The sequence below is a fragment of the Kitasatospora sp. NPDC092039 genome (assembly GCF_044756065.1).
In the GTDB taxonomy this organism is placed as follows: Bacteria; Actinomycetota; Actinomycetes; order Streptomycetales; family Streptomycetaceae; genus Kitasatospora.
Genome location: NZ_JBIVSD010000006.1, coordinates 350,892 through 373,061, shown reverse-complemented (window position 1 = coordinate 373,061; position 22,170 = coordinate 350,892). Strand labels below are relative to the sequence as shown.

The window sequence follows — 22,170 nt, the reverse complement described above, 5'->3', positions numbered from 1 at the left end:
GGTGGTGGGTGGTGGCCTCCGTTCGGCGCGAAGAGCTGCCCGGCGACGATGGGCGCGAAGACGATCCTCTCGGCGGCCACCCGGGCGGGCAACAGCGGGTCGCAGAGCCGGCCCGAGGGACTGCTCGCGGCGGCCGGACCGGGCCCGCACGAGGTCTGCGGCGGGAGCAACGGGAGCCGGGAGCCGAAAGTGATGCGCAGCCCCCGCCGGCGCTGCCGATTCGGTGACATCGGCCCGTCGCCGGCCACGGCCTAGTACTGCAACGGTGCTTGCCGTGAAGGGTGTTGGGTTCGCTCGTTGAGCCGTTCGTGGGTGGGGGGAAATCCGAGGTTGTTGCTCGTCGTTGGTCGGACGGGCTGGCTGAGCTGCATGGGCGGTTTGCTCACCGGTTTACGCGGAGTGAGTCGCGGGAGTCGGCGCTGGCTTACATGTGGGGCTTGTGCAGAGAACTGCCGACCACACGATGCGACAATCCTCCTAACAAAGCACTACTAGGAGTTGTCCGGGCGATCATGTGCGGAGCCAGATGACGAGGGCGGCTGCGGTGACGGTGCCGAGGTAGACGTAGCCGCGTTTGTCGTATCTGGTAACGACCGCTCGGGCGTGCTTGAGCCTGTTGATGGCCCGTTCGACGGTGTTGCGTTTCTTGTACCGCTCCTCGTCGAAGCCCGGTGGACGTCCGCCGCGTGAGCCCTTGCGCAGGCGGGCGGCCCGGCTGTCGGTCTTCTCCGGGACGGTGTGCCTGATGCCGCGTCTGCGTAGGTAGAAGCGGCACGGTCCGTTGCTGTAGGCCTTGTCGGCGGCCAAGCTGTCGGGCGTCTTGCGGGGCCTGCCCGGCCCGGTCCGCAGGACGCGGATCTTCTCCAGCACGGGCTCGAACCGGGTGCAGTCCGCCCGCTGCCCCGGCGTGACGACCAGGGACAGCGGGCGGCAGCGGCCGTCCGCACTCAGGTAGACCCTGGTGGTGAACCCGCCCCGCAAGCGACCAAGGCCCTCGCCTCCTCCACCGCCTCCACCAGGCGGGCGACGAGGCTCTGCCACGGCGTCTCGCCCTGGTGTTCTCCTGGCCCAGCCCCCTTTGACGCCAGGACCGGCGGAGGGTCAGTACGGGCACCCGCCGCGTGCTGGTGGGCCCGCACGATGGTCGAGTCGACCGAGATGTCCCAGTCGATGTCGCCGGCCGCGTCCGCTTCGGCCTGGACCTGCTGGAGCAGCCGTTCCCAGGTCCCGTCGGCCGACCACAGCCGGTGGCGCTCGTAGACCGTCTTCCACGGCCCGAACCGCTCGGGAAGATCACGCCACTGCACACCCGTCCGCACCCGGTGCAGAATCCCGTCGATCACCTGCCGATGATCCCGCCATCTGCCACAACGCCTGTCGCTGACCGGCAGGAACGGCCTCAGCCGCTCCCACTCCGCATCGTCAGATCACCCCGCCCCATGCCCGAACCAACGACCAAGGCCGGCGATAGTCACATGATCGGGCGGACAAGTCCTAGTCGCAGGCCGGATGGCGCTCGGCGGCCAGGCGCAGGCCGAGGGCGACGGCGTTGGTGAGGGTGTCGGTGAGCGGGTGGCCGGTGGCGGCGAGCTTGGCGGGGTGGTGCAGGCCGCCGGTGTGCAGGACCGCGAGCGCACCGTTGGCGTGCGCGGCGTCGGCGTCATCGACCGCGTCGCCGACCAGCAGCACCCGGTGTGCCTGGCCGGTGAGACCGAGGGCGTCCAGGTGGGCGGCGAGCGGAGCGGCCTTGGTGCCACCGGAGGGGCCGGTGCGACCCTCGTACCGCTCGAAGAAGTGGCCGATGCCGGCCTGCCCGACCTCGCGGACCAGGGTGTCGTGCGGGCACAGGGAGAGCAGCGACTGGGTGTGGCCAGCCTCGCGCAGGGCGGCCATCAGCTCGACCGCGCCGTCGCGTATGCGCACCGGCTGGGCGCGCAGGTGTTCCAGGAAGGCGGTGTCGCTGGAGATCCACTCCTGCTCGGTGATCTCGCGTCCGAGGAGGCGGGCGTAGAACTTCGGGATCGGCACGGTGTGCTTGGCCCGGTAGGTGTCCCGGTCGACAGGCTGGCCGCCGAGGGTGGGCAGCGTCGCGTTCAGGGCGGAGACGTGGTCGTCGAGGTCGTCCTTGACCGTCCCGTTCCAGTCCCAGACAACGTGCAGGCGGGTGGCGGGCGTTGCGGCATCAAAGCGCAGAGTGTTGTTCACGGCGGGGTGCTTTCGGGGTGGTGGTGATCAGGCGGAGAGGTGCTGCCGGAAGCGGCGCAGCAGCCACAGGGCGGCGGCGGCCCCAGCGAGGGGGACCAGCGCGATGAACTGCGGGCCGCCGGTGGCAGCGAGGGAGGCGAGGGCGGTGCCGGCGGCCTGGCCGATGCCGATGCAGGCGATCAGCCAGGCGAACGCCTCGGTCGATTCGCCCTTGGGGGCGAGGCGGTCGACGGTGAGGAACGCGGCGGTCAGCAGCGGCGCGAGGAAGGTGCCGGGCAGCACGGCGCCGAGGGCGGCGACGGCGGGCGCGGGGTCAGGCAGCAGCGGCAGCCATCCGGCGGCGAAGCCGATCGAGGCGGCAACCAGGTGCTTGGCGGGGGAGCCGGGCCAGGCGTGGCGGCCGTAGGCGAGGCCGCCGAGCATGCTGCCGATGGACAGCGCGGCCGGCATCAGTCCGGCCAGCCATCCGGCATGGTGGCGCTCGGCGGCAGACAGCGCCAGGACGTTGACGGCGCCGAGCGCGACACCGGTGCCGATCAGCGAGGCGAACAGCACCCGAAGTCCCGGCACCCGCAGCGGACCCGTCCAGTGCACCTGTTCGGTGAACTCCGTCGGAGTCCAGGCTCGGGAGGGCCGGGCCGTGATGACCAGGCTGGTGCCGAGCAGTCCGAGCGCCGCGGTCGCCACCAGCGCGGTGGTCGCTCCGGCGCCGGCGGCGAAGCCGGTGGCCAGGAGGGGGCCTGCGACGAAGACCAGGCCCTGGGTGCTGCTGTCCAGGGCGAGGGCGGCGCGCTGGCGCTCGGCGTTGGGCAGCAGCACCGGCCACAGCGCCCGAAGGCCCGCTTCCAGCGGTGGTGTCGCCAGCCCCGCCAGCAGGACCGTCATCGCGGCGAGCACCGGGTGGCGCACTGGACCGGTGCACGGCAGCAGCAGGAACGCCGTACTGGCCGCGATCATGGCCGGGACGAGGACCCGGGTCTGGCCGTGGCGGTCGACCAGGCGGCCGAGCAGCGGCTGCCCGATGGCCGAGGCGAGGCCGTACAGGGCGCCGAGCGTCCCGGCGAGGGCGAGTGGTCCGTGCTCGGCGCGCACCAGCAGGAGGATCGCGATCGGCGCCATGCCGGTGGGCAGGCGGCCGATCAGGGTGCCGCTCAGCAGACGGGCGACGTGCGGCGAGCCCAGGACAGCGCGGTAGCTGCTGTCCTGGGCTGGGCCACAGGCGGTGGTGGTGTTCAAGGAGGAGGTCCTTCGGTCGTACGGCCGGCGGCGCGCGGGCGCGCCGGACCGTGGCATGCGCAGGCATGACAGCCCCCTCGGCTCGGTGCGGCTGCGGGCAGAAGAGTCCGCGGAATCCGGGATTAGGTACGGCCGAGAGAAAGAGGTAGAAGCCCCTCACCCGGTACGACAGCGCGGACACGGAGGAAAAGGAGGCGCCAGCAACTGCACTGCTCGGCTGGCCTGTTGGGGGACGACGCCATTGCCGAGTGCGGTGAGCTGGGCGGGTCGGCCCAGGCCCGGGGTGGCGGTCACCCAGCCCGGCGGGAGCCCTTGCATCCACTCGACGAACTCGGCCCGGAGCTTGCCGCCCTCGTCGGCGGCCGGCGGTGCCGGGCGGGTGAGCGTCTCCCACCGGGCGACGGCGGCGGCGTACGGTCCCCACCGTCCGGGGTCGAGCCGGACTGCGGCGTCGCCTCCGGCCACAACGCCAAGGCCTCCGCCACCGGTGCGGGCGGAGTGGGCCGCCAGGGGGAGCGCGATGTCGGATGCCGAGGTGAGGAGGGCCAGAGCGAGGTGGCTGCCGAGGTCAGAGTCAGGTCCCCGCCGCCGTGCCGCTGGTTCGGCGAACCCTTGACCCCGTCCGACGCCTTCGGCGTGGGCAGCAGCCACTCCACCTCGTCCGCCAGGTTCGGGCCGTGGCCGCCGTGCTTCCTCTTCTCCGGATGCTGGCTGCCGCCGTTCGTCGCGATGTTGCTGGTCGGGGTCTTGAGCAGCACCGTGGTCGGTGGGCCAGGCGGCGAGGAAGACCCGGGCCCGGTGATGGGGTGCGCCGACGTCGGAGGCGCGAAGCACGAGCCACTTCGCGTCGTACCGGAGGTCGGCCAGGGTGCCGAGTACGGCGCCAAGTGCTCGCAGAGCAGGCCGGGTTGGGTCGTCTCCCAGACACCACGGGCACCATTCCACGTCGCCAGGGGCACCGGCGGGGGAGGTGAGGAGTCCTCGTACATTCTCGACCACCAGGAGGTGTGGGCGGAGGGCTTCGACAGCACGTGCCACGTGCAGCCACAGCCCGGAGCGGGTTTCGGAGTTGAGTCCGGCTCGGCGGCCGGCGACCGAGACGTCTTTGACAGGGGAAGCCGGCCGTGAGGACGCACACCCGCGGAATGGAGGCCCAGTTGATGGCCGTGATGTCGCCCAGGTTCGGCACGTGCGGCCAGTGCCGGGCCAGGATCCGGGAGGCGCCCGGGTCGACCTCGGCGTGCCAGGCGACTCGGCCGCCGAACGCGGCCAGTACCCCGAGGTCGAGACCTCCGTACCCGGAGCACAGGCTCCCGACCAGCGGGCCGCGGTCAGGGACCGGGAGTGTCGGCGTCACCGTCGGCTCTGGGCGGCGGGGGCAGCAGGTGCGGCCGTTGCGAGTGCCGGGCCGCCCGGAGCCGCTGGGACAGGCGGGGCGGCGGTGGCCGATCGGCTCAGCGCTGCTTGCTGACGTAGGTCGTCGGACGATGGAGAGAGACGCCGGGCGGTCTGGACCAGCGTCTGGGCGCCGTGGCGCAGTTCGTCGCGGGCGGCTTCGACGGCGTACTCGATCACCCGAACCGCGTCCTTGCGGGCCTCCCGGGCCCAGCGGAGATGACGGACCTCGGCGGTCTTGCCGAGGAATCCGATTTGCTGGGCGACCGTTCCGAGAGCGGCGGAGGCTTCCCCGAGACTGCCGACGGCTTCGGCGTACGCCATTGCGGCGCGGATCGTGTCGACGTGCGCGGGTTGCCTGGCGGCGCGGGCGGAGAGCTCGTCCCCCAGATCCCGGATCAGCGTACCGAGCGCGGCTATCTGCCGACCGACCTGAACGGCATCGGGTACCTCGGCGGGTCCGGTGGTAGGCAGGAGCGCTTCCTGCTGCTGCAGCGCGCTTGCCCTGGTGCGCAGGGCGAGCGGCTCGTTGACGGGTGTGTTCACGGGTGGTTCCTGGAGATGCTGTCGGGGCGGTTCAGCGCGAGCGCACAAGGGACAGGGACCCAGCCGGTGCCGGGGCGCCAGCCTGCGGGGACGGCGCGGACTGCGGGCTGGTGAAGGCCGAGCGGGCTCGGGCGGCTTCGAACCGGGCCCGCTGGGCGTCGATGATCGCGACCGTCGTCCGGATGGACCGCCCGGCCTCTGCCAGCTCGCTGTGCGCGGTCGAGACCGCTTCCTCGATGACCTGGCCCGCGGTCGCCAGGGCTTGGTCGACGTCGCGGCGGCCGCGCAATGGGCCCAGGTGGGTGAGTGTCGCGAGCTGGTCGGTGGCCGCCCCCAGCGCGGAGACGGTCTGGCCCATCCGGTCGGCGACCCCGCCGTAGGTCCAGGCCGTGCGCAGGACGTGCTCGGGGAGAGGCTCCACGGCTGCCCGCGCTTCGATGGCCTGACCCATCTCGGCGATCAGGTGGCCGAGTTCGGTGATCTGTCGGCCGACGGAGGATGCGTCCGCGAGCCTGGTCGGCAGGCTCGTCACGGCGGGCAGCTTCGCCTCCTGCGCTTCGAGGCGGAGGGCCAGGGACTGCAGGGCGAGGGATTCGCTGACGGGGGTGTTCACGACGGGCTCCGGTGAGGGCGGGTGCGGATGATGGGGTCGGTGACCGTGCGCGGGATCGGCACGGCGGCGGGGCGCGGCCTCGTGCGGTTCGCAGCCCGCGTGGGGCTGCGGGCGAGCGCGGCGCTGACGCGGGCGGCCTGGTCTGCGTGCGGCAGCGGCTGCGGTTCGGGCGGGGAGTTGGCCGTGCGCCAGCGCTCCCGCACCTGGTCGACCGGACCGAGGGCGTGCAGCGCCTGGCCGATCAGCTGACCGGGGGCGAGTCGGTCGTCGTCGGCGTGTGCGGCGATGTGCCGGGCTGCGACGGCCGCTGTGCGGTTGAGGGAGCCGCGCAGGAGCTGCTCGCCGAGCCACTCGGCCGAGCCAGCCGCACCGTTGCCGAGCACGGCGGCGAGGTGCTCCTCGGTGACAGTGCCGTCGGCCAGCAGGCCCCGACGCTGCACCTCCCACAGCGCGGTGACCGGATCGATCGGCTCCCCCCGGTGATAGAGCGCCCCGAGACAGCGGTAGAGCTGGCCGTGGGCCGGGTCGGCGAAGTCGCCGGGCCGCAGCCAGCCGAACACCTCCTCCATCGCCCGGTCCTGGTGGACGAGCAGGGCCAGCAGGAAACGCTCGTCCTCGGCCTGGCCCGTGGCGGGCGCAGGGCTGTCGGCGGTTGTCGGCGCGATCGGAGCCTGCGACCGGGGCTGGGTTCCCCAACGCCGGCCGAGGTCGGCGAGGACGCCGGCCAGGACATCGACCTGGGCGACGGTGTCCTTGACCTCGTGCTGCCGGGTGCCCTCGTCGGCAGCCGCGAGCAGGCGGGTGGAGTGCTCGGCGACGGTGCGGTGGATGGAGCCCTCCAGCACCATCCGGCCGTAGACCGGCGCGTTGGCAGGGCGTGGGCAGGCCGCGATCAGGGTGTGGGGGTAGGGCGCGGTCAGCCCGCGCACGTGCTTGCTGGCCTCCGCAAGGCTGTCGGTGACCCAGGCCAGCGGCACCTCTCCTTGGGCGGTGAGTGCCGGGTGGCCAGCGGAACGCAGGGTTCGCAGCGCGGTGAACAGGGCCTGGTGCGCCGGTCGGTAAAAGTCGCGCGGCTCCAGCCAGTCCAGACGGTCGAGCTGGTGCGGGTCGAGTAGGACTGCGCCTAGCACGGCCTGCTCCCCCGTGAGCAGCGGGTCCATCACGCTTCTCCGTCCCGCTGGGCTCGCAGGCGGGCGACCGCCTGGTCGGCGGCGGCTCGGGCGGCGGCGAAGCGGTCCAGCTCGCCGGTGAAGACCGGGTCGGTGGCCAGGGTCGAACCGGTGCCGCTGATCAGCCACCACTGGCCGCCGCGCCGTACGACCGGCGCGCCGGCCAGCTGAGGCGAACGGTGCTGGGCGGCAGGTGAAGTGGTGTCGGACATGAAGACCTTCCGGGAGTCGATCGGTGGTTCAGCGGCTGCGGCGGGCGGTTGCCGGGCCAGCCGCTGCGACGGCGTCGGCCGGGACTGGCGGCGGCGCGCCCAAACCCGGTGCACGGGAGGGTGAGGAGGCGGTGGCTGCCCGGACCCGGGCCTCGTCCGCGACGGGGTGATGGTGGGCGCGAACGGCCTCGGCGGTCGCGGTGAAGCGGCGCCGGGAGCACTCAAGGCCGGACGATGGCGCCCACCGTGCGGCGTTGGCAGTTAGCGCCGGGGCGAGGGCGGCGACCTCGTCGGCGGGGGCCGAACCTTCGGCGAGCAGCCGGGACTGCGCGGACCACAGGTTCAGGAACCAGTTCCCGTCATCCAGCAGGACCGCCTCCACGCGGGCAGCCCCATGGACCTCCTGGTAGACCCAGGTGTCCTTGCGTGGATGGCGCCAGCCATGCCCGGCGAACGGCGGATCGGGCACGGCGGCTGGGGTGCCCGGCCCCAAGCGGCTGGTGAAGGTGGTGTTCCGGAGAGTCACGCCGCCAGCCCGAAGGAGTCACGGCCGACGCTGACTGGCTGGCCGGCGCGGCAGGCCCAGGGCGAGCAGCCGTCCGCGTCGCCGGCCTCCAGCTCGGCGTCGGCGAGGGCGTCGAAGACGTCCATCTGCCGTCCCGCCCACTCGTGTGCGGTGACCCGCTCGATCGGCGCCTCGTCCAGCGGGCGCCGGCTGCGGTGCAGGTACGCCTGCCCCAGCAGCGGGGTGCCCTCCGCGGTCGCCCGCGCGTTGCCGCTGCGGATGGCGCGGTCGAACGCGACGACGTCCTCCCACTCCGCGGGCGAGTTGTCGCGCAGGGCCCGCCACTGCGAGTTTCCGTGGAACGGACACCCCAAGCAGCTGCTCTTCGGCGTGGATTCGAAGCCGCGCGAGCGCAGCAGCCGCAGGCAGTCCGCGCGAGAGAACCCCTCCTCGATCAGGGGGAAGCGGTTCTTCATGTAGGCGACGTCAGCATCCTTGGCCCGATGGAACTCGTCGGTGGAGATGCCGATCCACTGCTCGACGAACACCCCGGCCGGCACCCGCTGCGGGTGCGGGTACCCGAGCAGGGCACGGACCTTCTCCTTGATGGGCCGGATCTTGTACTGACCCGTGCACTGGCGTCGCGAAAGTCCTTCGGTGCCTTGGGGATTGAGGATGTGCAGCGGCATCGACGCGAAGCGCTTCGTCGGGTCGAGCGCGTCGTCGCGGATGTTGCCGGAGGAGACCCGCAGGATCGGGATGCCGGCGGGCTCGGCGATCTCCCGCTCGATGCGGTCGAGGTGCGCGTAGACGGAGGCGGGCTCCCATCCGGTGTCAGCGAAGATCGCTGCATCGAGGCGCGGCAGGTGGCCCTCAGCGGCCAGAAGCAGCAGTGCGCTGCTCTGAACCCCTGCGCCGAGTGAGAGAACCCGCAGAGTGGGAGCGGTCGTTGTGGTCACGGAGGTGTCCTTGGCGTGGGCGGGTGGACTGGGCGCACCCGGTTGGAGCGGAGGAGGGGAAGCGGCCGGGGCAGTGCCTGCAGGAGAAGGGCGGACGGCTGGTCGGCGCCGCCGGGCGGGGCGGTTAGGCCGAGAGGGTGAAGTCGTCGCGGCCGGTGGTGTTCTTTGCGATGGCACGTGCGGTGATGGCCTTGGTGGCGCGGGCGGAGGCCGGGCCGATCTCCTTGGCGAAGTGCTCCTTGTACCAGGGCTTGAGGTCGAGCATCGCGACCCGCATGCCGGTGGCGAAGAGCAGGATCTTGCCCTTGGGGAGCGCGCGGATCTCGTCCGGCGGCAGGACCCGCTCGGTGCGCATCGACACCGAAGTCGACTTGCCGCTGTCGGAGTTGGAGACGGAGACGGTCTGCACGTCGTGCTCGCCGATCTGCCGGGACAGCTTGTCCGCGAAGTCGGCGTCGTCGATGCCGCTGCCGATGACTTTGACGGTGGCCGCGGACCAGAGGGCGTCCATGCCGGCCTCGCCCCAGCAGCGCTGACCCTGACGGTAGGACTGGAGGATGGTGATCGGGATGACGCCCCGACTGCCCAGGTGGGAGTACAGGTCCGGCAAGTCGCTGATCTTGCACACGTTCGCCGCCTCGTCCAGGACGCACAGGGCGGGCGGGTCGAGCCGGCCGCCTTTGCGTTCGGCGACGATCACGGCGGCGCGCATTACCGCGTCGGCCGCCGCGGCGATGATCGCCGACGCGCTGCCGCCGCCGTCCTTGCTGAGCAGGAACAGGGTGTCCAGGCTGGAGGCGAAGTCGAACGGCTTGAACTCCGGTACGCCCTCGGTGGGGGTGACCCAGGTGGCGATCTCCGGGTCCAGCAGGCAGCTCGCGTACTGTCGCGCTGTCTCGTAGATGCCGTCACGGGTCTCGGTCGCGCCGGTGACGGTGCCCTGGAGCTGGGCGGCGACGGCATGGTGGCCGGCGTCGCCGAGCAGGTCGACGGGGGTGCGGTCGGCCGGGGAGGCGAGCCAGGCCAGCACGTCGGTGATCGGGCGGCGGTGGCTCGCGGCGGCCAGGAACAGCGCGCCGAGCGTGTTGGCGGCGGCGGTGGACCAGAAGTCCGAGCCGCTGGACTCGTCGACGCTGGCGGTGACGAAGTGCCCGGCCAGGCGCTTGGCGCCGGCGAGGTCGCGGGCGTCGGCGAGGATGTCCCACCACATCTCGCGCGGGTGGTGCGCGATCTGCTGAGGATCGAGTGTCCAGACCTTGCCGACCTTCGCGCGGGCGTCGACGCACGCCGTGTAGGCGTCGTTGGCAGCCTTGTTCGAGGTGAGCAAGACCGGGCCGGGGGCGGCGAGGATCGCGGGGATGGCGATGCCGCTCGTCTTCCCGGAGCGGGGCGCCATGATCGCGACCATCACGTCCTCCCACGAGGCGCGGACCGGCGCCTTGCCCGGGGACAGCGTGCCGATGGGGATACCGCGGTCGGCGGGGGCAAGTTCCTTCTGGTCCTTCAAGCTCGGGCGCAGACTGCGGGCCTTGTCCGTGACCTCCTTGTCCAGCAGCGGCGCGATGTCCGCCTTGCGGGCCAGACCGCTCTTCGTCCCGCCGCGGTGGCGCAGCCACAGGACGAGCGCGGTGGTGACGGCGGCGAGGGTGAGCGCGCCGGGGACGACGCGGGCGCCGACCAGGACGGCGGCGGGCCCGAGGTGGGGCCACAGGCGGTCGGGATGGAGCACGGCGTCGGTGGCGCTGAACGGCGCCCACGGCCCGAATCCGGCAAAGGCGTTGGCGAGGTTGCCAGTCAGCCAGGCGAGTGAGCCGAAGGCGAGCGCGGCGCCGAGGACGCCGAACAGCAGGTAGAGCAGCGCGTCCGTGCCGGTGGTGATCGACGGCGCGCTCGTGCGCGGGGCAGGCAAGGGAGGAATCCTGGGAGGTGCGAGTGGGTGGTGGGCGGGGCGCGCTCGGCTCTGGTGCGGATCACGGGGTTCTCCTCGGAGCGGGAAGGAACGTTTCAGCGGGCTCGGCCCGCCGCGCCGACCGATGCGGCCGGTACGGGCGGCAGCCGGGTGGCGGCGGCTGCGACGGGCACACTCGGGGCGCCGGCGGCGGGAACGCTGGTGCTGCGGGCGAGGGCCGCACGGGTGCGCAGGTCGTCGGCGGTGCCCGGTGCGTGGGACACAGCGCGCTGCACCTCCTCGATGGCCCCGGCCAGTTCGGCCTGGGCGGTGACGAGGTGGTCGGACGCGACGCCGAGCCGGTCGGAGAGTTCGAACTGGTCGGGGTCGAGATCGGTGATCTGTTCGGAGGCGGTCTCCAGGGCTTCCTGGAGGCGCACAAGCATCCCGTCGTCCGGATCGATCAACTGGTCGAGCACGACGCCGAGTTCGGTGAAGTCGGTGCTGCCGCGCAGTGCATCGGTGAGATCGAGGACGTGTCGGCCCGTGGCGTTGAGAGGCTCGACATCGAGCCGGGGATCGAGGTCGACCTCGTAGCGGGCGGCGCGCAGCATTTCGGCGGCGTGGGTGGCGATGGCAGCCGCGTCGGGCCGGTGGGTGGTGGTGGGCAGCCGGTGACGGCGGCCGTGCCAGTCGTCGATCTGCTTGAACCCGGCGTGCCGCAGCAGGGTGGCCGACAGGTCGTCGCTGGTGCCGGTGGCGACGACGCTCCCGCTGGGCTCGGCGCTGATGGTGATGACGGCCATCCGGTGGTCCTTGGCGGTGGTGACGGTACGGGTGAGGTGGCCGAGTTCGGCAGCGATGCGGGTGCATTCGGCCTGCACGTGGAAGGGGTCGCGGTAGGTGCTGTGGATGTATCCGTCCTCGCGGACGACGGTGGCGACGACGTGCACCGACCGGTCGCCGTTGCGGATCGCGGCCCACCGGCACCCGGCCGGGTCGCCGGCGGGGGCGAGCCCGGTCGCGCTGACCAGGCGCCGGGCGACGTCGGCCCACTGGGCGTCGCTCAGGTCCGGGTGGCGGGGGTCGGAGCGCACCGAGCACATCCACACCGGGCGCTCGGGTGCCCGGGCTCCGATCCGCAAGGCCGGGGTGTCGATCACGCCGCCGCCGAGGACCTCTTGCGGGTCACCGAACAACGGCAACTGCTTGTCGGCGCCGCGGTAGTCGGCACCGATCAGTCGGGGCCGCAGTCGTCCGCGTGGGTCGTCCAGGCCGTAGAGGGTGGGGATCAGCGCGGCCGTGGTGGCGGCGCGCTGCAGGTGGGCGATCACGGCGTCCCCTCTCGGACGGACGGTGGGGCCGGCGGGCGGGCTGGCAGGGATAGGATCCGCGGTTTCGGCGGTTCGGCCGGGCTGGGATTCGGTGGTAGGCGTCGGCCGGGTTGCTTCGCCAGCGTCAGCGCGGCGCGGCGAGCGGATCGGTGGTGCTCCCGGCGCGCGGGCTGGTGCAAGGGATAGTCGGGGTGTGGGTTGTTCCTTCGAATTGGCTTTTAAGAAAAGCGAGTTGGTGCGGCGCCCTGCGCTCGGGCAGGGCGCCGGCGGGTCACACGAAGGGGTTTTCGGTCGGCCGGTCGGTGTCCAGGGCCGCGTCGACCAGCTCGGGCAGGTCGCCGGGCTCGGAGGCACGCTGGTCGATCCACCAGCCCGCGCGGGTGATCGTGCGGGCCTGGTCCTCGATCTGCTCCCACTGTGGCTCCGGCAGGCCGGCGTCGAGGACGAGGGCGGTGTAGGCGGCGGCGAGGACCTGGTGGCGGCAGCGCATACCCCAAGCGACGCCCTTCTTGGTGCCCTCCAACGGTGGCATCCGGTACTGCTCGGACCAGGCCTCCGACTCGGCCTGTTCGGCGGCCCGCTTGGCCTCCAGCCACTCCGCCTTGCCGGCCTCGTCGTCGTCCCGGGTGGCACGCCAGCAGTCGGTGCAGTCCTGCTTCGCGAGCCAGTCCGCGAAACCGGCTCGCCGGTCGGCAGGTCGGTTGGCGAGGTTCCTCTCGCTCGTGTGGCCACACGCGTGGGTGATCGTCCAGAGCTTCTTCACAGCCATTGCATCGGTTCCTTGGGGAGGGGAGCGGGGCGGTCATCGGGCCTGCGTACGGGCCGGGTGGCCGCTGACGGCGGACCGGGGCGCCGGTGGCGGGCCGGCGTGCATCAGCGGAAGTCAGTGGCGCAGGTTCGGGCGCCCGGCGCTCGGCGGCGCGGGCGCGGGCGGTGTCTGTGCCTGCTGCCCTGTGCGGATCGGCACGGCGGTCGGAGAGGTGGCGAGGGCGGCGCTGACCCGGGCGTCGGTGGCGCCAGGTTGGTTGACCAGGTCGACCGGACAGGCGTACGCGAAGCCCTCGGCCCGCAGGTAGTCGATCGCCCGGGTCACTGCCGCCCGTTGCTCTGCCGGGTCGGTCATGGCGGAGGGAAGCCGGTGGTGGGTCTGCTGGTGACCGGTGGTGGCCGCGACGAACCCGGCTCGGTGGAGCAGGGACTCGGCTCGGTTCTGCCGGTCCTGTACGTCCTGCTCGGTCGGAACACCACGGCGGTCGAGGTGCGCGGCGAGGGCGGCGCGCATCGGCGCGACGTCGGTTCCGTGCCGGTGGTGGGGTCCCCCGGATTGGCTGTCGTACAAGGGCTCGGCCTCGACCTTGCCGGCGTGGGGGTCGAGCCAGCCCACGAACCAGCCGTTCTGCGGTCCCGCCGTGTCGAGTTCTTCGTCGGTCTGGTCGAACGTGGGGCCGGCGAGCAGGAAGCTGCCGTCCGGGAGCCGCGCCTCGATGTGCTCGCCGGTTTCGAAGTCGATGGTGAAGCCGACACCTCGCTTCGCCAGGGGAACAGTGATGGCCGCGAACCTGTCGGCCGGTAGCGGCAGACGGGTGCGGGCGGTGATGCCGTGGTCGTCCTCGGAGAACTGGACGGGCTGCATGTGGATGGAGTGCATGCTGTGCTCCTGCGGTGGCCGCCCCCGGGGTGGTGGCCGTACGGTGGGTCGGGGTTTCGTCAGCGGGCGCGGGCGAAGGCGACGCGCGGGTCGACCGCGGTCGGCGGCTGGCTCGCGGCGACAGTGGTCGACACGGTGGCGGGCGCCTTGAGCGCGGCCTCGTCGACGCGGAACTTGTGCGTGGTGAAGGCGTGCTGATCCGGTGCGCGGCGGGCGACCAGGTCTTCGGCGAGATGCGGCTGGACCGCGACACGCAGGTCGCCTGTGCGGTGCATGGCGGCAGTGGCGGCGGCCATGCGCTCCAGCGCTTCGCTCCGGTCGGCGGTGACCGGCCGGGTGTAGACGTCGAGCATGTGGTTGAACCGCCAGCCGTGGGCTTCGAGGATCTGACCACCACGTACGGCCGCGTTGGCCGTGTCGGCAGTGGCGGCGACGACGCCGAGCTGCGGGTGCTCGGCGAAAGCGACGTCCGGGCCGTTGTCCGGCGCCGGTTCGGTCGCGGGCAGCCGGGAGCGGGCCTGTTCCCGCGTGCTGGTGTTCTCCTTGGGGGAGAGTGACATGTCGGTGTCGACGTGGTAGCCGGCGCCGGTGAGGAGTTTGGAGGCCCAGGCGGCGCGCTCGGGGGCTTCGTGGTGCTGGTCGGTGAGTGCGTACAGGCGCGGGTTGCCGGGCAGTTGCTGGAAGTCGAGGCGTTCCAGCATCCACTGGGCGGCGGCGTTCTGGGTGGGCAGGGAGGCGACGATGCCGTGGTTCGGGTGGTGCCCGATGGCGACGTCGGGAAGCTGGGTGGGTTCGATGGCAGGCACGGTGGGGCTCCGCTTCGCTGGTCGGACGGGAGGACCGGTGGGCGGAGTGCGGTCTGTTCGGGCGAGGCACGGCGGGTTCCTTCCGGGACAGCGGGCGCGGGGGCGGGTGGCCCTCGGGTGAGGGAGCCCGGGTGCAGATGGTGCGGGGATCGGGTGGTTTGGTCCGGCCGGGATCGGGTGGTATCGCGGCTGGTCACCGGGTTGGGCGTTTTGCACGCGGGCGGAGCGGCGCAGAGGCCGGCACAGGCAGCGACGTGCTGTGGCCGGGCAGGTTGCCGGAGCGGGCGAGGGCGGCCTTGACCTGCTCGTCGCGGTCCGGCACGGGGAAGCCGATCCTCGGCGTGAGGTGCGCAGTCAGCGCAGGGAGCGGGCCGTCCGCGAGTTGGGCGCCGGCGGCCCATGCCTCTTCGTTGCGCAGGTTCTCCGCGCGCTGCCGTACCTGGTCAGCTTCGGGGGGGGGCCGATGATGCAGGCTGCGGCGTCGCGCCAGCCGTCCCGGAGCTCCCGGAGCCGGTCGAGTGCGGTCTCGGTGACGTAGAGGCGCCGCAGGTCGGGGCCGACGGCGGGGTCGAGGCGGTCCTCGATCGTCGCCGCCACCCGGATCCCGGCCACGAGGTAGGGGCCCTGGTCGATGAGCGTCTCGAAGTGCGGCCAGGCGGCGCGGTTGCGGTCCTCCGGGGAGTCGAAGGAACCGATCTCGCCGCGGCCCCATGGGGAGCCGGGAGCCGGAGCGTAGGCGCTGCCCAGGCGGCGGAGAGCTTCGACAGCGTGGGTGGCGGCGCTGGTGCGGGCCTCCCAGACGGCTTGCAGGCAGTGCGGCCCCAGGGAGGTTTCCTCGGCCGCCACCGTGGCCGGCGGGACATCGGAGGGCAGGGCGACGAGCGCGGGGACCTGCACTGCCCTGGGGTCATAGTCGGGCAGGTCGTCGGGCTTGGCGGCGCCGAGGACGATCGGGGCGTCGATGCCGGTCTTGACGGTCAGGAGCCGTTCGCCGTCCGGCCCGGTGAGGGCGAGGGCGATGTGCGGGGCGGAGACGGTGTCCCACGGCAGCCGTCCCCAGCCCCAGGTCTGGCTGCGGAGTTCGGCGAGGTCCCGGCCGGGGTTGAGCGGGCCGGCCTGCACGGTCCAGCCGGGCAGGTGCTCGGCCAGCTCTGCGCCGAACGGCGGGAGAGGGCCAGGCCGATGGGGTCGGTCGGGCAGGGCCCGGCCCTGCTCGTCGAAGTACACCCGCACTTTGTCTCCTCGCCGTGTGCCGTGCTGGCGAAGGCGCCGGCGGGCCGGAACAGGGCGTAGGCGGATTCCCACCGCCCGTCGCCGCCGCGGGCGCTGGAGCTGAGCACGAGACGCCAGGTGGAATCGGTGTAGGGGCGGCGGTCGCGCTGAGCGGCGACCAGCTGCTCGAACGCGGTGAAGTCGGCTGTCGTGAGGAGGAAGTGGTCGAGGTAGGACTCGGCGTCGTTGTAAGGCACGTGGGTTCGCGGTTTTCGAAGCGGTGGGCTGCTCATGCGGCCATGCGGAAGTCGGTGTCGTATAGCCGCCTCTCGTCGGAGTGGAGGAGGTGCTGGACGATGAAGCTGAGGCCAGCGACCTTCCACAGGGCCCGGCCGCGGGTGAGCGCGGCGATGGCCTGTGCCTCGACGCCGGTGAGGCCGAGCAGGGACATGGACACCTGGACCTGGTCGGGCTCCTGCCGGTAGATGATCCGGGTGCTGCAGTCGGCGAGCAGGCCCTCGGCCAGCACCCGGCCGCGCGATCCGGCGTCACCGGCCGAGAGCAGGTCGGAAAGCCGGTGCAGGATCAGCAGGTTGGCGATGCCCAAGCCGCGGGAGAGCTTCCACTGCTGCTGCATGCGTTCCAGCAGGCCGACGTGCCGCATGATCCGCCACGCCTCGTCGTAGATCACCCAGCGGCGACCGCCGGAGGGGTCGGCGAGGGCGGCCTCCATCCACGCCGAGGCGCAGGTCATCGCGAGGACGAGGGCGGTGTCGTCGCCGCTGCTGCCCAGGCGGGACAGGTCGATGGAGAGCATGGGGGCGGTCGGGTCGAAGGTGACGGTGGAGGGGGCGTCGAACATGCCGCTGAGGTCGCCGTGGACCAGGCGGCGCAGGGCGTGGGCGAGGTCGTCGGTGGCGTGGCCGAGGCCGCCGGCCTGGTCGCCGAGGGCGGTGTCGAGGCGCTCGGGTCGGCTGAGGACGTGGGCGATGTCGCCGAGCAGCGGGACCGTGCCGGCTGCGTCGGCGTCGGCGACGACCAGGTCCAGGGCGACGTCGAGGCCGGTGTGCTCCATCGGCAGCAGGTCGCGCTTGAGCACGGTGGCGGCGAGGCTGGCGAGCAGGAGCAGACGGCGCTTGCGGACCTCGGTGCGCCAGTCCTCCTCGCTCACCTCCGCGGGCCGCTGCGGGGCGTCGAGCGGGTTCAACCGCCCGGGGAGGCCGGGGCCGAGGGCGATGGTCTGCCCGCCGAGGGCCTGGGCGAGCCCGGTCCACTCGCCCTTCGGGTCCGAGGGGACGTAGATCTTGTAGCCGTGGGCGATGGAGCGGGTGGCGATGGACTTGGCCAGTGCCGACTTGCCCATGCCGATCACGCCGCACAGGACTGCGTTGGGGTTCGTGAATCCCTCGATCCGGCCGGAGTTGTAGAGGGTGAACGGGTCGAAGCAGAAGCTCCCCTCGGCGTGGAGATCACGGCCGATGAAGATGCCCTCGGCGCCGAGGCCGGCCTCCGCGAGGAAGGGATAGGCGCCGCCGGCGACGGCGGTGGTCATGCGGTGCTTGGGCAGGCGGAGCTTGCCGCCGCGGGCGGAGGCGGGGCCCGGTCGCCCGGAGGCGGGATAGGTGGGCACGAGGTTGGGGTCGACGCCTTCGTGCTCACGGCGCCGGACGGGGGCCTGGGCCGTGCGGGCCTTGGTGCGGGCCTCGGCGAACTCGGCGCGGGCGGCGCGCTGCTGGGCGCGGGTGGCCTTGCGCGGGACGAAGAGCGGGGAGGCGGTGGCGCGGTTCCTGGACATGATCACGGTTCCGGGGTGGTCGGGTTCAGTGGCGGACGAGGCCGGTGAACGGGGAGTGCAGGTCGGTGGGGGTGGCGCGGCGGCGCACCAGGTGGGCGGTCTGCTGGTGGCGGCGGCAGATGGTCAGCTCCGGCGCGCCCTCCGGCCGGCGGGCCCGGCAGTCGTCCGGGCCGGGAATTTCGCCGCTGCCGGGCCGGGGGGATGCGTGGTAGGCGGCGTGGAGGTGGTCGGCGGCCTGCCACAGGCGCGTGCGGGCGGCCTTGAGGTGGTCGCCCTCCCCGGGCAGCAGCGGCGAGGTGCGCTGGGTGTGTGCGTCGAGCAGACCGTGGAGGGAGACCAAGTGCTCGTGGAGCGAGTCGAGTTCGGCGCGGGAGGCGACCAGCGGACCGGCGGGGATGTTGAGCGCGCGGTGGAAGTCGATCGCGGCGGTCGCGTACGGGACGAAGTCCTGCGCGACGGGGGTGGTGGCCGGCATCAGGGGTGCTCTTTCGGAAGGCGGGCGGGCCGGCATCAGGCGGCGAGGGCGAACGGCAGCGCGGAGGCGGTGAACGCCTCGGCCTGCTGCCAGGTGAGCGGGCGCAGGTCGAGCTGGGCGCCCACGGCGGCGGTCTCCACCACGGCGCAGGCCGAGCGCAGTTCGTCCTCGGTGTCGGCGGAGACAGTCAGCAGCCCGGTGAGGGCGACGTCCGCGTGCCCGGCGATCAGCTGGCGTTCGCGGTTCTGGATGTCCTGGTACTCCACCGAGTCCGCTTCGGAGGAGACCTGGCCCTTGCGGGCGCGCTCGGCGGAGTCGGCGATGACGGAGGCCTTCTTGCGGCGCACGTCGCGCATCGCCGAGTCGAGGTCCTGCGGCTCGTAGGACAGGGAGACGGTGCGGCGCACCCCGGAGGCGAACAGCACCTGGTGCAGGAAGCCCGGGTTCACCTCGGTGCGGGGCCAGTTCTCCACCCAGTAGGTGGCGTGGTGGGCGGAGTCGGTCGAGATGTGGTCGGCCTTCTCCACCACGACCACCGGACCGGCAGCGGCGGGATCGGCGGCCGGGCGCCCGTCCTCGGACCAGCGGTCCAGCGCCGCACGGGACTTGGGGTCGTAGGCGGTCCGCGCGACGGCGGCGATCTCGGTGGCCGACAGCCAGCCCGTCGGGTTGAGCCCGGCGGTGCGGGCGGACTGCTCGAACGAGCTGGTCAGCTGGGCGAGGACCGCGAACGCCCCGATCAGGCCGCCGCCGGCCTGGTTGATCAGCCGCCGCGCACCCTTGAAGTCCAGCGCGATGGCGACGTACGCCTCGTGCGGGGCTGCGGCCGGGCCAGCGCCCCGGATCAGCTCGCCGTAGAGGGCGCCGGCCAGCGGCGCATCGGGGCGGCCGTGCTCCTCCCAGTACCGGCGCAGCGCGTCACCGGAGTCGGGGACGGTCCGCTCGATCACCTGGATCCTGGCGACCTGGCCGGTGCGGGCGAGCGCCGCCAGGGAGCGGCCCCAGCCGCCCACGTTGGCGTTCTGCGTGCCGGGATCGAGCAGCGCGTAGGCGCGCGAGGAGACCTTGACGATCGCGGTGAGAGTGCCGGCGTGGGGATCGTGGACGGCGCCGTAGCGGCGGTCCGGGGCGGTGACCACGCGCAGGCTGGCCGCGCTGCCGGGCAGGTGGAGCAGACCCTCGCGCACCGGCCGGGAGGAGGGACGGACGAGCCAGACCAGCTGGCCCCGGAAGCGGCGCAGCGCGTAGCGGACCGCGATCGGGGCCCAGTCGGCCAGCGTGCGGCCCCGGTAGCGGATGAAGACGAAGCCGGCGGTGCCCGCCCACAGGGGTATGAGCTGGAGGGCGCCGGTGACGCCGCGGGTGGTGAGGGCGGCGAGCAGCAGCAGGCCGGTCGTGGCGGTGGTGACCAGCTGGGCGGCGCTGAGGCCGAGCAGGATGCCGCGGCGGCTGCGGTGGGGGAACTTGACGGAGGCAGGGGCGGTGTCGGGCTTCGGGGTGGAGGACATCGGGGTTCCAGGGGTGAGCGGGCGGGCGGCGGGCGGGGGCTCGGCGCTCTTCTGGACGTCATCACGGGGACTCCTTTCGGGTTCGAGGTGGGGTGGTGGCCCCGGGGTGGGCGGCGAGCTGTCGCCCACCCCGGGGAACGGCGGGCTCCGGTCAGGAGGGGGGCTCGGCGCTCCGGTTCGGGTAGATGAACCGGCCCGGTTCCGGACCCCCGGCCGCGCTGGGGCCGTCGGCCGCTGGTGCCGAGGGCGCGGGACCGGCCGGCGTCGAGGGCGCGCTCGGCGCCGAGGCCGTGCTGGGAACCGGGGCGCTTGCGGAGGCGGGCGGTGAGACGGAACCCGCCAGCCCGGCACCCTGGACGCGCGGGGCGGCAGGTGCCGCCTCGCCGCCGCCGGCCTGCGGCTTGCCTTCGCCGCCACCGGAGGAAGCCCGGCTGATCAGGGCCGGGATGCCGGGCCGGGTGACCAGGGCACGTCCGCGGTCGCCGCCCGCGCTCGGGTCCTCACCGAAGCGGAACTTCGTCGCCTGCTGCGCGGGACCGGCATCGATGCCCTCCTTGCTGATCCGTCCGGTCGGGTCGATGCCGGAGGCAGCACCGCCGCCGACCCCGGGGACCTGGGCCGGGCCCTGCGGCGCCGGCATCCCCATGCCGGACTGCATGGCCAGCGACCCGGCGGTCTTCGCCGCCCCGGCCACGGTCGCCATACCGGCCATACCGGTGCGGTGCACGTCGTCGTGGCCGCCACCGTCCGTCGCCCAGTGGACGAACTTGTAGACGGCGTACGGGCACAGCAGCACCATCACCATGATCACGACACCAGCCAGGGCGTCGGACAGCGCGGCCATGCCGTCCTTGGCGTCCGTCTTGCCGAGCGCGGAGACACCGACGAGGAACACCACCGTCATCAGCAGCTTGCTGACGACCAGGGTGGCGGTGGCCTCGATCCACCCGCGCCGCCACCGCTTGGCGACCTCCCAGCCGCCACCGGCACCGGCGAAGGCGGCGAGCACCACCAGGATCAGCACGCCGACCTTGCGCGCGACCATCACGCACCAGTAGAGGAACGCGCCGATCGCGCTGCCGACCGCGACCAGGGCGGGGATCGCCCAGCCGAGGGCGAACATGGGGCCGAACTGGCTGATCTTGATCATGCGCCTGACCGCGTCGGCGACGCTGGTGTGCGCGGCTTGGAACAGCCCGGCCGACAAGGCGTCGACCACGGTGACCGCGACCGCCGTGAAGCTGATCGCACCGAAGGAGAACAGCACGCCGGTCATCGTGCCCCAGGCGGCCTTGGCCAGCGCCCGTTCATCCCGCCGCCAGGCGGCCAGGATCAGCTGCGCGCAGAACGTGCCGACGGTCAGGATCAGGCCGATCGGCAGGATCAACTGGTAGTTGTCCCTGAACCAAGGAGCGGACAGGTCGATGGCGGTGGTCTCGTCGACCGCCTTCGCGCACAGGTCGACAGCGCTGGCCGCCAGCTCGCCCATGCTCTTGGCGATCCACGCGCCGATGCCGTCGGTGATGCTCTTGCCCGGGTCGCTGACGAAGTCGATGCCGTCGACGACGTTGCAGACCTGGGCGACCATCGGGAGGTTGCAGATGTCCACGAAGAACTCCCGAGGTCAGGGCGCCACGGCCGGCAGCACACCGGCCAGAGCACACGGGCGGTCAGGACGGCACTGGACGGCGAGGGTGGCTGAGCGGTCCTCGGCCCCGCCCTGCGGAGCGCCGTTCCAGGAGATCGACTGCTTCCCGGACACGGTCACCGCGTAGACGTACGCCTGCGTGATGCCGCCCGGGTCCGCCTGCAGAGCGCGGGTGAAGGACTCCGGGAAGTGCGCCTCTGCCGCGGTCGCGGTGGCGAACTGCCCGCTGTCGGCCATCCGCCCCCACAGCAGCGGGGAGGGCACCAGGCGGTCGACCGAGTCCGCGTCGGCGTACTGGCCCTCGGCAGTCAGCCACCGGTGAAGGGAGGCCACCAGTTCCGGCTGGGAGGTGGAGCGGGTGTCGTACGACCACAGTGCCACCGCCGCCGCCTTCGCGAACGCGATCGGATCGTGCGTCGACGGGGGCCCGGGAAGCGCGGACGGGCGTGCGCCCGGCGAGTCCGGATGGGACGGGCTCGGCACGGAGGACACCGCCGGACCTGCGGTCGCGGTGGAGTGGTGGACGGTGCGTCCGTCCCGAGTGAAGTAGGCCAGCAGCCCGGAGCACACGACGAGCACCGCCAGGGCGGCCGTGCCCAGCAGTGCCCGGCGGCGCACGAGCGCGCCGCCGAGCGGCCCGCTGCCGAACGTAGAGAAGGAACGTTTCTGCACTACTTGACCTGGCTTCCGAGCGTCGAGAAGAACGCGACGACGCCGTTCGCGGCGCCCAGCAGCAGGGCGGCGCCGGCCGAAACGAGCACGCCCTTCTTGCCGTTGGCCTCGGCCTGGTGGCCGCCCGAGTGGTGACCCCAGGCCCACACACCGGCGCTCACGGCCAGGGCGCCGACGACGGCGATGATGCCGAACAAGTTCAGCGAGCCCATCACCTGCTTGAGGACCGAAAGACCGGGCAGTCCGCCCTCGTTGGGGGTGATGCCGGGGTCGTAGGCGAGCTGGACAGCTGCGTCCGCGAGGAACATGAGGGAACTCCTGGTGTTTCAGGGCGCGCGAAGGCA

The 22,170-nt window shown here is 72.8% G+C and carries 20 protein-coding genes and 3 pseudogenes; all 23 read right to left on the bottom strand.

All coding sequences use genetic code 11. The features are described 5' to 3' along the window. Positions 1–510: 510 nt before the first annotated feature. Positions 511–1,441, bottom strand: a pseudogene (locus ACIQI7_RS15520) (IS5 family transposase). Between the two features lie 53 nt (positions 1,442–1,494). Further along, on the bottom strand, positions 1,495–2,205 hold the full coding sequence (locus ACIQI7_RS15515) for an HAD family hydrolase (RefSeq protein ID WP_401109567.1): 711 nt from the start codon (positions 2,203–2,205) through the stop codon (positions 1,495–1,497). Between the two features lie 27 nt (positions 2,206–2,232). After that, positions 2,233–3,441 carry an MFS transporter gene (locus tag ACIQI7_RS15510; protein ID WP_401109564.1) on the bottom strand — a complete coding sequence of 403 codons (1,209 nt, stop codon included), beginning with the start codon at positions 3,439–3,441 and terminating at the stop codon, positions 2,233–2,235. 156 nt (positions 3,442–3,597) lie between these two features. Then, positions 3,598–4,494: pseudogene (locus ACIQI7_RS15505) on the bottom strand (DNA cytosine methyltransferase); the annotation flags it as partial. Positions 4,495–4,615: 121 nt separating this feature from the next. After that, positions 4,616–4,798 (bottom strand): annotated as a pseudogene (locus ACIQI7_RS15500) (DNA methyltransferase); the annotation flags it as partial. Next, complete coding sequence (locus tag ACIQI7_RS15495; RefSeq protein ID WP_401109562.1) at positions 4,795–5,382, bottom strand: hypothetical protein; 588 nt, start codon at positions 5,380–5,382, stop codon at positions 4,795–4,797. The pseudogene ACIQI7_RS15500 and the gene ACIQI7_RS15495, both read right to left, overlap by 4 nt. Positions 5,383–5,413: 31 nt before the next feature. Then, on the bottom strand, positions 5,414–5,995 hold the full coding sequence (locus tag ACIQI7_RS15490; RefSeq protein WP_401109559.1) for a hypothetical protein: 582 nt from the start codon (positions 5,993–5,995) through the stop codon (positions 5,414–5,416). Continuing rightward, the gene (locus ACIQI7_RS15485) at positions 5,992–7,155 is read right to left on the bottom strand and encodes a DnaB-like helicase N-terminal domain-containing protein (protein WP_401109557.1); all 1,164 of its coding nucleotides are present in this window, start codon (positions 7,153–7,155) and stop codon (positions 5,992–5,994) included. The genes ACIQI7_RS15490 and ACIQI7_RS15485 overlap by 4 nt, the downstream gene beginning before the upstream one ends. After that, entirely contained in the window at positions 7,155–7,376 is a 222-nt protein-coding gene (locus ACIQI7_RS15480) for a hypothetical protein (protein WP_401109553.1), read from the bottom strand. Before ACIQI7_RS15480 ends, ACIQI7_RS15485 begins: the two co-directional genes overlap by 1 nt. A 28-nt stretch (positions 7,377–7,404) precedes the next feature. Continuing rightward, positions 7,405–7,845 (bottom strand): hypothetical protein, encoded by a 441-nt coding sequence (locus tag ACIQI7_RS15475; RefSeq protein WP_401109550.1) that lies wholly within the window; start codon positions 7,843–7,845, stop codon positions 7,405–7,407. Positions 7,846–7,898: 53 nt separating this feature from the next. Continuing rightward, on the bottom strand, positions 7,899–8,774 hold the full coding sequence (locus ACIQI7_RS15470; RefSeq protein ID WP_401109746.1) for a hypothetical protein: 876 nt from the start codon (positions 8,772–8,774) through the stop codon (positions 7,899–7,901). 190 nt (positions 8,775–8,964) lie between these two features. Further along, complete coding sequence (locus tag ACIQI7_RS15465; protein ID WP_401109547.1) at positions 8,965–10,749, bottom strand: type IV secretory system conjugative DNA transfer family protein; 1,785 nt, start codon at positions 10,747–10,749, stop codon at positions 8,965–8,967. Between the two features lie 95 nt (positions 10,750–10,844). After that, positions 10,845–12,062 carry a hypothetical protein gene (locus ACIQI7_RS15460; protein ID WP_401109544.1) on the bottom strand — a complete coding sequence of 406 codons (1,218 nt, stop codon included), beginning with the start codon at positions 12,060–12,062 and terminating at the stop codon, positions 10,845–10,847. 271 nt (positions 12,063–12,333) lie between these two features. Further along, positions 12,334–12,831, bottom strand: a complete 498-nt coding sequence (locus ACIQI7_RS15455) for a hypothetical protein (RefSeq protein ID WP_401109541.1) — start codon at positions 12,829–12,831, stop codon at positions 12,334–12,336. A 114-nt stretch (positions 12,832–12,945) separates the two neighbouring features. Then, positions 12,946–13,710 carry a hypothetical protein gene (locus tag ACIQI7_RS15450; protein WP_401109538.1) on the bottom strand — a complete coding sequence of 255 codons (765 nt, stop codon included), beginning with the start codon at positions 13,708–13,710 and terminating at the stop codon, positions 12,946–12,948. Positions 13,711–13,769: 59 nt separating this feature from the next. Beyond that, the gene (locus tag ACIQI7_RS15445) at positions 13,770–14,516 is read right to left on the bottom strand and encodes a hypothetical protein (RefSeq protein ID WP_401109536.1); all 747 of its coding nucleotides are present in this window, start codon (positions 14,514–14,516) and stop codon (positions 13,770–13,772) included. Positions 14,517–14,870: 354 nt separating this feature from the next. Further along, on the bottom strand, positions 14,871–15,749 hold the full coding sequence (locus ACIQI7_RS15440; protein ID WP_401109533.1) for a hypothetical protein: 879 nt from the start codon (positions 15,747–15,749) through the stop codon (positions 14,871–14,873). Positions 15,750–16,017: 268 nt separating this feature from the next. Continuing rightward, positions 16,018–17,523 carry an ATP-binding protein gene (locus tag ACIQI7_RS15435; RefSeq protein ID WP_401109531.1) on the bottom strand — a complete coding sequence of 502 codons (1,506 nt, stop codon included), beginning with the start codon at positions 17,521–17,523 and terminating at the stop codon, positions 16,018–16,020. A 25-nt stretch (positions 17,524–17,548) separates the two neighbouring features. Continuing rightward, on the bottom strand, positions 17,549–17,998 hold the full coding sequence (locus tag ACIQI7_RS15430) for a DUF6238 family protein (RefSeq protein WP_401109528.1): 450 nt from the start codon (positions 17,996–17,998) through the stop codon (positions 17,549–17,551). A 35-nt stretch (positions 17,999–18,033) separates the two neighbouring features. Further along, entirely contained in the window at positions 18,034–19,506 is a 1,473-nt protein-coding gene (locus ACIQI7_RS15425; protein ID WP_401109525.1) for an SCO6880 family protein, read from the bottom strand. 151 nt (positions 19,507–19,657) lie between these two features. Beyond that, positions 19,658–21,115, bottom strand: coding sequence for an ATP-binding protein (locus ACIQI7_RS15420; RefSeq protein ID WP_401109522.1), 1,458 nt, complete (start codon positions 21,113–21,115; stop codon positions 19,658–19,660). A gap of 15 nt (positions 21,116–21,130) precedes the next feature. Then, complete coding sequence (locus ACIQI7_RS15415; protein WP_401109520.1) at positions 21,131–21,826, bottom strand: hypothetical protein; 696 nt, start codon at positions 21,824–21,826, stop codon at positions 21,131–21,133. Next, on the bottom strand, positions 21,826–22,134 hold the full coding sequence (locus tag ACIQI7_RS15410) for a DUF6112 family protein (protein ID WP_401109517.1): 309 nt from the start codon (positions 22,132–22,134) through the stop codon (positions 21,826–21,828). Before ACIQI7_RS15410 ends, ACIQI7_RS15415 begins: the two co-directional genes overlap by 1 nt. Between the last annotated feature and the right edge of the window lie 36 nt (positions 22,135–22,170).

Coding starts and splice junctions, on each gene's coding strand:
- ACIQI7_RS15485 (WP_401109557.1), bottom strand. CDS start 7,155: ATGGACCCGCTGCTCACGGGGGAGCAGGCCGTGCTAGGCGCAGTCCTA.
- ACIQI7_RS15480 (WP_401109553.1), bottom strand. CDS start 7,376: ATGTCCGACACCACTTCACCTGCCGCCCAGCACCGTTCGCCTCAGCTG.
- ACIQI7_RS15455 (WP_401109541.1), bottom strand. CDS start 12,831: ATGGCTGTGAAGAAGCTCTGGACGATCACCCACGCGTGTGGCCACACG.
- ACIQI7_RS15450 (WP_401109538.1), bottom strand. CDS start 13,710: ATGCACTCCATCCACATGCAGCCCGTCCAGTTCTCCGAGGACGACCAC.
- ACIQI7_RS15435 (WP_401109531.1), bottom strand. CDS start 17,523: ATGTCCAGGAACCGCGCCACCGCCTCCCCGCTCTTCGTCCCGCGCAAG.
- ACIQI7_RS15430 (WP_401109528.1), bottom strand. CDS start 17,998: ATGCCGGCCACCACCCCCGTCGCGCAGGACTTCGTCCCGTACGCGACC.
- ACIQI7_RS15425 (WP_401109525.1), bottom strand. CDS start 19,506: ATGTCCTCCACCCCGAAGCCCGACACCGCCCCTGCCTCCGTCAAGTTC.
- ACIQI7_RS15410 (WP_401109517.1), bottom strand. CDS start 22,134: ATGTTCCTCGCGGACGCAGCTGTCCAGCTCGCCTACGACCCCGGCATC.